The 9,948-nt window shown below is 72.4% G+C and carries 10 protein-coding genes and 1 riboswitch; of the genes, 3 read left to right on the forward strand and 7 right to left on the reverse strand.

Annotation, left to right across the window (positions count from 1 at the left end):
* Window positions 1–6 precede the first annotated feature (6 nt).
* The 4 genes from AB0M20_RS12370 to mgrA form a co-directional block, all read right to left on the reverse strand.
* Complete coding sequence (locus AB0M20_RS12370; RefSeq protein ID WP_364297338.1) at window positions 7–162, reverse strand: hypothetical protein; 156 nt, start codon at window positions 160–162, stop codon at window positions 7–9.
* A gap of 203 nt (window positions 163–365) precedes the next feature.
* Window positions 366–998, reverse strand: a complete 633-nt coding sequence (locus AB0M20_RS12375; RefSeq protein WP_364297340.1) for a nucleotidyl transferase AbiEii/AbiGii toxin family protein — start codon at window positions 996–998, stop codon at window positions 366–368.
* A 28-nt stretch (window positions 999–1,026) separates the two neighbouring features.
* Window positions 1,027–1,353, reverse strand: coding sequence for a hypothetical protein (locus tag AB0M20_RS12380; protein WP_364297342.1), 327 nt, complete (start codon window positions 1,351–1,353; stop codon window positions 1,027–1,029).
* 84 nt (window positions 1,354–1,437) lie between these two features.
* On the reverse strand, window positions 1,438–2,433 hold the full coding sequence (gene mgrA / locus AB0M20_RS12385; RefSeq protein ID WP_364297344.1) for an L-glyceraldehyde 3-phosphate reductase: 996 nt from the start codon (window positions 2,431–2,433) through the stop codon (window positions 1,438–1,440).
* A gap of 52 nt (window positions 2,434–2,485) precedes the next feature.
* Window positions 2,486–2,588, forward strand: a riboswitch (glycine riboswitch).
* A 73-nt stretch (window positions 2,589–2,661) separates the two neighbouring features.
* On the opposite strand from mgrA, the gene gcvP reads away from it, so the two are divergent.
* Window positions 2,662–5,454, forward strand: coding sequence for an aminomethyl-transferring glycine dehydrogenase (gene gcvP / locus AB0M20_RS12390; protein ID WP_364297346.1), 2,793 nt, complete (start codon window positions 2,662–2,664; stop codon window positions 5,452–5,454).
* Window positions 5,455–5,494: 40 nt separating this feature from the next.
* Here the strand turns inward: gcvP and AB0M20_RS12395 are convergent, their stop codons facing one another.
* A complete protein-coding gene (locus tag AB0M20_RS12395) occupies window positions 5,495–5,695 on the reverse strand; it encodes a DUF5999 family protein (protein WP_364297348.1) in 201 nt (66 codons plus the stop codon).
* 474 nt (window positions 5,696–6,169) lie between these two features.
* Between AB0M20_RS12395 and AB0M20_RS12400 the strand changes: the two genes are divergently transcribed.
* Window positions 6,170–6,673 carry a peptide deformylase gene (locus tag AB0M20_RS12400; RefSeq protein WP_364297350.1) on the forward strand — a complete coding sequence of 168 codons (504 nt, stop codon included), beginning with the start codon at window positions 6,170–6,172 and terminating at the stop codon, window positions 6,671–6,673.
* Window positions 6,674–6,705: 32 nt separating this feature from the next.
* Window positions 6,706–7,362: a class I SAM-dependent methyltransferase gene (locus AB0M20_RS12405; RefSeq protein ID WP_364297352.1), complete on the forward strand. Its 657-nt coding sequence runs from the start codon at window positions 6,706–6,708 to the stop codon at window positions 7,360–7,362.
* Between the two features lie 28 nt (window positions 7,363–7,390).
* Here AB0M20_RS12405 and AB0M20_RS12410 read toward each other — a convergent pair whose 3' ends face one another.
* Complete coding sequence (locus AB0M20_RS12410; RefSeq protein ID WP_364297354.1) at window positions 7,391–8,512, reverse strand: type III PLP-dependent enzyme; 1,122 nt, start codon at window positions 8,510–8,512, stop codon at window positions 7,391–7,393.
* Window positions 8,499–9,948: IucA/IucC family protein (locus AB0M20_RS12415; RefSeq protein ID WP_364297356.1), on the reverse strand; the 1,450-nt coding region annotated here is incomplete at its 5' end. The genes AB0M20_RS12410 and AB0M20_RS12415, both read right to left, overlap by 14 nt.

Genomic DNA, 9,948 nt, shown 5'->3' on the forward strand with positions numbered 1-9,948 from the left:
GGAGGGTTACCGCATGATCTTGCCCATGGCCGCGGCCTGGACCGTGGTGGCCGCCGGGGCGTCGCTGCCGCCGAGGGCCGAGTAGATGGGACCCGCGACGCCGGCGGTGAGGCCGGCGGCGGCGACGATGACGGCGATGGTGGAACCGATGCGAGTGCGCATTGTGGGGGAGCTCCTTGGTTGCATCTCGGGGGGACCTGACAAAAGATTGCGCGCCGCGGGTTGCCGATCGGGACGGCGACGGTAGCGAACCGGTAGCAGGAATCTTGAAGATCAAGTTCTGGTGCCCGCCCGGGTGGGTGGTCACCCGTGCGCCCCTCCCGGGGAGCGCGGGCCCCGTGCAACGCACCCTTCGATCCAGGCCGCTATCGCGGCCAGCCCTCGAGCCTGCGCCGCAGGTCGGCGACGTCGGCGCCGTCCAGGCCGTAGACGGCGAACCTCGCATCGTCCAGCTGGTCCAGGTAGCGGCCGGCGTCGGCGAGGTCGTCCGGCTCGATGGCCGGATCGGCCGCGAGAGCGAGCTCCAGCACCCGCGACAACGGGTAGCGGTCGAGCGCCGCCGCCACGTCGATGTAGTCGCGGGCCTCGCGCCGGCCGACCAGCGCCGCCACCTTCGTCGCGACCAGGTCGTCGAGGTGCATCACCGGGCCGACGTCCATCACCACGGGCGCCCGGCTGCGGTCCAGCCGGCACAGCGTGAGCCGCAGCGCCCGGTCGCCGTCGGCGACCAGGAACTCGCGGAGGCTGTCCTCCATGCCCTCGAACATCTCGTCCGGGGTCTCGCGGGCCACCGAATAGCCGGCCGCGGCGAGCGCCGCGGCCACCTCGCCGGCCGCCGCGGCCACGCCGTCCTCGGCGTCGGTGAACAGGTCGACATCCTCGGTCGGGCGCCGGACCAGGCCGTTGACCAGCCAGGCGACACCACCGCCGAGGACGAACCCGTGCTTGGTCGCGACCCGCAGGGCGACGCGGGCGACATCGGTGAAGAAGTCGGTCACCGCGTCAGTCTGTCAGCGGGCCGGTCAGTCAGCGGGTCAGGATGCGGTGGCGTGCCTCCCAGGCGGCGCGCACGCCGCGGGGGAGGTTGAGCCGCGGCCACACCCGGATCAGCGTCGGGCCGTGCAGCCAGGCCCGCAGCTCCTCGGCCCGGACCGCCTCGCGCAGCACGTTCTCATACATCCACAGCAGCGCGTCGGGGTCGTCGAGGTCGAAGGCGAGCGGCGGGCCCCACCACAGCCGCAGCGGCAGCTCGACCAGGCCGTGCTCGGGACCGGCCAGCTCGCGCAGACTCCCGGCCACCACCACGGGGCGGTGTGGCCGTGCGAGATGCACGACGGGGCTGGTCATGGTCACAGGGTAACCCCCGGCCGAACGATACCTAGCATCCTAGGACGACCTAGGCGTGGTGCGCAGCCTCCCCCGCCACGTCACGGCAGGTCATAGATCCAGCACGGTCCCGTCGATCGCGTCCAGCTCCTCCTTGGACAGCTCCGGGCCGCGCAGCGCCGCGACGTTGTTCTCCAGCTGCGCGACGCTCGACGCGCCGATGATCAGGCTGGTCATCCGCGGGTCGCGCAACGCCCACCGCAGGGCCATCTGGGCGAGGGACTGGCCGCGGTCGCGGGCGATGTCGTTGAGGGCGCGGATGCGGCCCAGGGTCTGGTCGTCCAGGTCGGTCTCGTTGAGGAAGACGCTGGTGCGCACGCGGGAGTCGTCGGGGATCCCGTCGAGGTAGCGGTCGGTGAGCAGGCCCTGCTGCAGCGGGCTGAAGGCGATGCAGCCCGCGCCGGCCCGCTCCAGCGCGTCGAGCAGGTGGTCGCGCTCGATGTGCCGGTTGAGGATCGAGTAGGACGGCTGGTGGATCAGCAGCGGGGTGCCCAGCTCGCGCAGGATCGCCGCGGCCTGCGTGGTCTGCTCGGCCGTGTAGTTGCTGATGCCCACATACAGCGCCTTGCCCGCGCGGACCACCGCGTCGAGTGCGCCCATCGTCTCCTCGAGCGGCGTGTCGGGATCGGGCCGGTGGTGATAGAAGACGTCGACGTAGTCGAGCCCCATGCGGCGCAGGGACTGGTCGAGCGACGACACCAGGTATTTCCGGGAGCCCCACTCGCCATACGGCCCCTCCCACATGTGGTAGCCCGCCTTGGTGCTGACCACGATCTCGTCGCGGTAGCGCCGCAGGCCCGCGTCGAGCAGCCGGCCGAAGTTCGCCTCGGCGCTGCCGGGCGGCGGACCGTAGTTGTTGGCCAGGTCGAAGTGGGTGACGCCGAGATCGAAGGCGCGCCGGACGATCGCCTGTTGTGTCTCGAGCGGGCGGCCGTCGCCGAAGTTGTGCCACAGCCCCAGCGAGATCGCCGGAAGCCGCAGGCCGGAGCGGCCGGCCCGGCGGTAGGTCATCGTTTCGTAGCGGTCATCCGCGGCCGAGTAGGTCATACGCCACACCCTAGGGATGCCGTACGACAAGATTCCCGCTGGTAGGTTTGTCGCCAGCCGCGCGGGAGAGTTCGCTGCCCAGCCATGCTGGGACGCGGCGCCGAAGGGGCAAATCCTCCCCGGAACCTCTCAGGCAAAAGGACCGCGCGGGCAGGCGACTCTGAAGTGCCCGCTGGGTATGACAGAGGGGGAGGGTCCGTTCGATGACCTTCGCCCCTGGAGTGCGCCATGACGACTTTCGCGAACCGCCACATCGGCCCGGACGCCGACGAGCAGGCCACCATGCTCAAGGCGATCGGCTACTCGACGCCGGGCGAGCTGATGGACGCCGCGATCCCCGAGGTGATCCGGTGGCACGGCACGCTGGACCTGCCCGAGGCCGCCTCCGAGGAGGAGGCCCTGGCCGAGTTGCGCGAGCTGGCCGGCCGCAACCAGGTCACCACGTCGATGATCGGTCTGGGCTACTACGGCACGCACACCCCGGCCGTGATCAGGCGCAACGTGCTGGAGAACCCGGCCTGGTACACGGCGTACACGCCGTACCAGCCGGAGATCAGCCAGGGCCGGCTCGAGGCGCTGCTGAACTTCCAGACCATGGTCACCGACCTGACCGGGCTGACCACGGCGAACGCGTCGATGCTCGACGAGGGCACCGCGGTCGCCGAGGCGATGACGCTCGCCAAGCGCGGATCCAAGTCCAAGTCGCTGGTGTACGTGGTGGACGCCGACACGTTCCCGCAGACCCTGGCCGTGCTGCGCACCCGGGCCGAGCCGCTCGGCATCGAGCTGCGCCTGATCGACCTGGACGCGGGCGACGACCTGCCGGACGAGTTCTTCGGCCTGCACCTGCAGTACCCCGGCGCGTCCGGGGTGGTGCGTGACCACGCCGCGCTGGTCGAGCGGGCGCACGCCGCCGGGGCGCTGGTCACCGTGGCCGCGGACCTGCTCGCGCTGACGTTGCTGCGCGCGCCGGGTGAGATCGGCGCGGACATCGCGGCCGGCACCACCCAGCGGTTCGGGGTGCCGCTGGGCTTCGGCGGGCCGCACGCCGGCTACCTCGCCGTGCGCGCCGGCCTCGAGCGGTCGCTGCCCGGCCGGCTGGTCGGCGTGTCGCGGGACGCCGACGGCCAGCCCGCGTACCGGCTCGCGCTGCAGACCCGCGAGCAGCACATCCGGCGGGAGAAGGCGACCAGCAACATCTGCACGGCGCAGGTGCTGCTCGCGGTGATGGCGAGCATGTACGCCGTCTACCACGGGCCGGACGGCCTGCGGGCGATCGCCCGGCGTACCCATCAGAAGGCCTCGGACCTCGCGGCCGGCCTCGGGATCACCGGCGTCGCCTTCTTCGACACCCTGACCGTGCATGTGCCCGGTCGTGCCGCCGGCATCGTCGCGGCGGCGGCCGCCGACGGCGTGGACCTGCGCCTGGTGGACGCCGACCACGTGTCGGTCTCGACCGACGAGACCACCACCGACGCGCACGTCGCGACGGTCCTGAAGGCCTTCGGTGCGAAGGCGGGCGCGGCTCACGAGGTCATCCCGCGGGAGCTGCGGCGCACCTCAGACTTCCTGAGCCACCCGGTGTTCTCCACCCACCACTCCGAGACCGGGATGCTGCGCTATCTGCGCCGGTTGTCGGACAAGGACTACGCGCTGGACCGCGGCATGATCCCGCTGGGCTCCTGCACGATGAAGCTGAACGCGACCGCCGAGATGGAGGCGGTCACCTGGCCGGAGTTCGCGAACATCCACCCGTACGCCCCGGCGTCGCGGACCGCCGGCTACGAAGCGCTGGTCGCCCAGCTGGAGCAGTGGCTGGCCGAGGTCACCGGCTACGACGCGGTGTCCGTGCAGCCCAACGCCGGGTCGCAGGGCGAGCTGGCCGGCCTGCTGGCGATCCGCGGCTACCACCGCTCCCGTGGCGACCTGGAGCGCGACGTCTGCCTGATCCCGTCCAGCGCGCACGGCACGAACGCCGCGTCCGCGGTGATGGCCGGCATGCGGGTGGTCGTGGTGGCCTGCGACGAGAACGGCAACGTCGACCTGGCCGACCTGGACGCGAAGATCGAGAAGCACGCCGACCGGCTGGCCGCGATCATGGTGACCTACCCGTCGACGCACGGCGTCTACGAGACCTCGATCGCCGACCTGTGCGCCCGCGTGCACGACGCGGGTGGTCAGGTCTACGTGGACGGGGCGAACCTGAACGCGCTGGTCGGCTTCGCGCGGCCGGGCAAGTTCGGCGCCGACGTCTCGCACCTCAACCTGCACAAGACGTTCTGCATCCCGCACGGCGGCGGCGGTCCCGGTGTGGGCCCGGTGGCGGTACGCGCGCATCTGGCCGAGTTCCTGCCCGGTGACCCGCTCGAGCCGGGTGAGCACCACGCGGTGTCCGCGGCAGCACACGGCTCGGCGGGCATCCTGCCGATCTCGTGGGCGTACCTGCGGATGATGGGCCCGGACGGGCTGGCCGCGGCGACGTCGGTGGCGGTGCTGTCGGCGAACTACGTGGCGGCGCGGCTGCGCGACCACTACCCGGTGCTCTACACCGGTGACGACGGGCTGGTCGCGCACGAGTGCATCCTCGACCTGCGCCCGATCACGAAGGCGACCGGTGTCTCGGTGGACGACGTGGCGAAGCGGCTGATCGACTACGGCTTCCACGCGCCGACGATGTCGTTCCCGGTGGCCGGCACGCTGATGGTGGAGCCGACCGAGAGCGAGGACCTGGAGGAGCTCGACAGGTTCTGCGACGCGATGATCGCCATCCGGGGGGAGATCGCGGCGGTGGCGGCGGGGGAGTGGCCCAAGGACGACAATCCGCTCGCCAACGCCCCGCACACGGCGGCGTCGGTGTCGGCGGACGAGTGGGGTCACGCGTATCCGCGGTCGGTGGCGGCGTACCCGGGGAGTGTGGACCGCGCGGCGAAGTACTGGCCGCCGGTGCGGCGGATCGACGGCGCCTACGGCGACCGGAATCTGGTCTGCTCGTGCCCGGCGCCGGAAGCGTTCGAGGACTGAGAGGGCCGTTACAATCGGTAACGGTCAGAAGACTTAACGATTATGCGGCGAGGGCGTGCTTGGCCGGCCCGCGGTGCGGCTGGATCAGCGTGCCGTCGGGCAGGATCTCGCCGGTGTCCTCGAAGACGATCACGCCGTTGCAGAGCAGGCTCCAGCCCTGCTCGCGGCAGGTGGCGACGGTGCGGGCCGCCTCACGATCAACGGCGTCGGCGGACGGGCAAGGGGTCTTGTGCTGGCACATCGGGGTATCTCCGGTCAGGGGGCTGTGTGATGACTCACCATCGCGGTGACGAACGTTACCTCAATCCGAACGACCTCGGATTGCATGGGTGACGGCGTCCTCAGCCCAGAATCCTCGCTTTGAATGATCCACGGTAGAGGCGTCGCCGACCACTTCCCGACACCTCCGTCATGTCTCATCGGCACCCTTGGATGCTCTGGCCTGGGGTTACCGTCTGTCATGTTTCTCCGGTTGTCGCCGACGCGACTCCGATGACCCGACGAGCTTCGCTCCGCCATCCGGCAGGGTGACGGACTGTCGGTGCGAAAGCCTGACCGAACGGGCAGCCAAGTTGGCACGGTCGGCCACGCTGCGTATCCACCGTTTCCGTTTCTGGTAGATGTGTACGCCGAGTCACTCACTCATGGTTCATCACGTCCGCAACGTGCCTTCCTGCATCCCTTGCGCCGGTAACGACCGGATAGCCTTGGCGGCATGACGATTCGGCCCATCAGGGTGGTCGGTGACCCGGTGTTGCGCACCGAAGCCGACCCGGTCAGGGTGTTCGACGCCGAGCTGCGCTCGGTGGTACGCGATCTGGAGGACACGGTCCGTGAGCCGGGCCGCGCCGGGGTGGCCGGGCCGCAGATCGGGGTGAGCCTGCGGGTGTTCTCGTACAACGTCGACGGCGTGATCGGGCACATGGTCAACCCGGTGCTGTCCGGCTTCGAGGGCGAGCGGGAGGACGACGAGGGCTGCCTGTCGGTGCCCGGGTTGTGGTTCCCGACCAGGCGGGCGATGCGGGTGGTCGCCACCGGCCAGGACCAGCACGGCGAGCCGCTGGTGATCGAGGGTGAGGGCTTCCTGGCCCGGGCGCTGCAGCACGAGACCGACCACCTCGACGGCCGCCTCTACATCGACACCCTCACCGGCGACGTCCGCCGGCAGGCACTGCGCGCGATCCGCGCCGGCTACCACCCGACCCGGCCGGGGGCGTAGCCGCCGGGGCCGGCTGCTGGTTGGCTGAGGGAATGGACGCTGAACGGGACACCGACCGGCTGGCCAGGGCGTCGCTGGCCGCCGGGGATCCGACCGGCTGGTTCGAGAGGCTCTACGCCGAGGCCGAGCGGGGCACCGCGGAGGTGCCCTGGGACCGGCCGGCGGCGACGCCGCTGCTGTCGGCCTGGGCGGCCGAGACGCGGGTGTCCGGCGCCGGCCGCCGGGCCCTGGTGGTGGGATGCGGCCTGGGCCGCGACGCCGAGTTCGTGGCCGGCCTCGGCTTCGCGACCACCGCCTTCGACATCTCCGAGACCGCGGTACGCGGGGCCCGCGCCCGCCACCCGCATTCGCTGGTCCGCTACGTGGTCGCCGATCTGCTCGACCCGCCGGCGTCCTGGCCGGCCCGCTTCGACCTGGTGGTGGAGAGCAACAACGTGCAGGCCCTCCCGCGGGCGCTGCGGCAGCGGGCAATCGCGTCGGTCGGCACGCTCGTGGCACCGGGCGGCACCCTGCTGGTGCTGGCCGCCAAGGCCGACCGGCCCGGCGACGACGGCCCGCCGTGGCCGCTGACCCGCGCCGAGGTCGAGTCGTTCGCCCGCGACGGCCTGGACACGGCGTCGATCGACGAGTTCCCGGCCCCCGACGACCCGCTGTCGATGCGCTGGCGGGCGGTCTTCACCGCACGGTGATCAGCGGACGGTGATCAGCGGACGGTGATCAGCGCACGAGGAACGCGGGCGGGTCGTGCCGGAGGAAGTCGTGGTGCGAGATGTCCCAGCCGTACGCGCCGGCCCGCCCGAAGACCAGCACGTCGCCGATCCGTAGCCGCTTCACGCGCTGGTCGCGGGCCAGGACGTCGCGCGGTGTGCACAGCTCACCGACCGCGTCGACCTCGGTGTCCCGGATCTCCGGCCGCGGCCAGTCGTAGGGCCATTCGTCGACCGGCAGCACGGTGAACGGGTGGCTGTAGCCCCAGGCGGCGGGCAGCCGGAAGTGGTGGGTGCCGCCGCGCAGCACCGCGAACCAGCGTCCGTGGGTGCGCTTCAGGTCGATGACCTCGGCGGCGTACCAGCCGGCGTCCGCGGCGAGGATCCGGCCGGGCTCGACGACGAGCTCCACCCCGGCGGGCGCGGCCGGCCACGACGTCCTCAGGACGGACAGGTCGATGGTGTCGTCGGAGAGGTAGTCGACGCCGAGGCCCCCGCCGACGTTGACCGACCGGAGCCCGATGCCGAAGGCCGCGGCCGTCCGCACCGACCAGGCCAGGGAGTCGGCGACGAAGGCCGTGTGCGCCGCGGCGTCCAGGTTGTTGGAGACCGCATGCAGGTGGAAACCCTCGATCCGGCGGCCCGCGCCGAGCAGCGCCGGCAGCTCGTCCTCGTCCACCCCGAACGGCGTCGGCGTCCCGGTCATGGCGTGGCTGCCGGGCAGGGCCGCCCCGCGCCGGTTGACCCGGATCGCGATCCGCGCGCCGGGCGGCAGCCGCAGCAGCTCGTGGCGGCTCTCCACGTTGATCTGGGCGCCGGCGCGGACCGCGGCGGCGAGCAGGTCGTCGGTCTTGGCCGGGCCGCTCACCACGATCCGCCGGGCACCGGCCGCGACCGCCAGGTCGAGCTCGCCGCGCGAGGCCACGTCGAGCCCGTCGCAGGCGTCGGCGAGCGCCCCGACGACCGAGGCGTGGCTGTTGGCCTTCACCGCGTACAGCAGAACGGTTTTGTCGCCGACGACGGCGCGCAAGCGCTGCGCCTGCGCGCGCACGACGGACGTGTCGTAGACGAACGCGCAACGCGGCCGCGGCAGCGCCCGCAGCGCCGCCGCGACCCACTCAGGCGGGTGCATGCAGCGGATTCCGGACCGGCAGGTACGCGTCGCCGTCGCCGCCCAGACGCATCCGGACCAGCGCCTTGTGCGGCACCCGCGCGGCCGTGAACGCGGCGTGGTCGCGCCGCGCGATCGGATCCCCGCCCAGCCCCGCGTAGGTCTCGTCGACCACCCGCCGCACGGTCCGCCAGGCCGCGGCCTCGTCCATTCCCATGCCCACGTCCACGCCCATCCGGATGATCACCTCACCGAGGTGCGCCTGCAACGCCGTGTATCCGATCTTCGCCCGCAGGACGTCCTCGTCGCCGGTGCCCACCACCGAACCGGGCCACAGGTTCACGGCGAACCCGTTGGCGGCCAGCCGGGCCGGATGCAGCCGCAGCCCGGCGAAGTCCCGCAGCACCAGCCGGTGCGGCACGCCCGCGGCGAAGGTGGGCAGGCAGTTCTGCAGGTGCGCCTCGAACGCCACACCGCGCGCGGTGAACCGCAGCAGCGGCGGCAGGAGCAGGCGGGCGTACGCGTCCAGCCAGGCGTGCGGGGACAGGCCCGACTCCGCGAGCAGCGCGGGCAGCAGGGCGGCGATCGCGCCGCCCGGGATCGCGCGCTCATTGGTCGTGAGCCGGCCGGTCAGCCCGTCGCGAAGGATCGCCGACATGTCGCGTCCCGACCCGGCCGGGACCGCGGCGCCGGCCGTCTCCGCGAGCAGGATGAGCCGGTGGCCGTCCGGGTCGTCGTCGGCCAGCCGGTGCAGCAGCCGGGACACCGCCGGGCCGTTGCGGGTGCTGGCCACGCTGATGCTGCGCCGGGTCGAGGTGACCTGGATGTCTAGCGACACCTTGAGGTATCGGCGGCGCCCGTCCGCGCCCGGCGGCAGCAGCAGGGTGCGCAGCGCGGCGGTCGGCACCGCGTCGAGCGTCGCGTCCATGATCCGCAGGGCGCCGTCGCGCAGCAGGTCGCCGTAGCGCGCGGGCAGGATCGTGTCGCGCTGCCAGGCGTGCACCGGCTGCAGGCGGTAGCCGGCGGGTGCCTGTGGCAGCCACGGGTACACCTCGCCGAGTGCGGCGCCGACGTCGTCGCCGAGATGGCCGTCGTCGCGGACCGCGACGAACCCGATGCAGGTGTGGCCGGCCTCGAGGTCGTGCGCGAGCACGTCGGTGGTGTCCCAGCCCAGCCGGGTACGCCCGCAGGGGTGCAGGTTGTGCCCGGCGACGGCGGTCCGTTCCAGCCGGATCGCGTCCTCGTCGGGGTCGTCCGTCCCGCCCGCCCCCGCCCTGGCCGTGGTGGGCCGGGCCATCGCGATCGCCAGGTTGACCACCGCGTTGCGCAGCTCCCGGGCGAATCCGGGCGCGTCGATGCCGACCAGCAGGTCGACCGGGTCGTCCACCCCCGCCTCGGCGAACTCCACCCGGTCGAAGCCGTGCGCCACGCCCTGCCCGGCGTGCCGCGCCCGGGCG

Source organism: Actinoplanes sp. NPDC051633 (assembly GCF_040681735.1).
GTDB lineage: Bacteria > Actinomycetota > Actinomycetes > Mycobacteriales > Micromonosporaceae > Actinoplanes.

Coding starts and splice junctions, on each gene's coding strand:
- AB0M20_RS12370 (WP_364297338.1), bottom strand. CDS start 162: ATGCGCACTCGCATCGGTTCCACCATCGCCGTCATCGTCGCCGCCGCC.
- mgrA (WP_364297344.1), bottom strand. CDS start 2,433: ATGACCTACTCGGCCGCGGATGACCGCTACGAAACGATGACCTACCGC.
- gcvP (WP_364297346.1), top strand. CDS start 2,662: ATGACGACTTTCGCGAACCGCCACATCGGCCCGGACGCCGACGAGCAG.
- AB0M20_RS12395 (WP_364297348.1), bottom strand. CDS start 5,695: ATGTGCCAGCACAAGACCCCTTGCCCGTCCGCCGACGCCGTTGATCGT.
- AB0M20_RS12400 (WP_364297350.1), top strand. CDS start 6,170: ATGACGATTCGGCCCATCAGGGTGGTCGGTGACCCGGTGTTGCGCACC.
- AB0M20_RS12405 (WP_364297352.1), top strand. CDS start 6,706: ATGGACGCTGAACGGGACACCGACCGGCTGGCCAGGGCGTCGCTGGCC.
- AB0M20_RS12410 (WP_364297354.1), bottom strand. CDS start 8,512: ATGCACCCGCCTGAGTGGGTCGCGGCGGCGCTGCGGGCGCTGCCGCGG.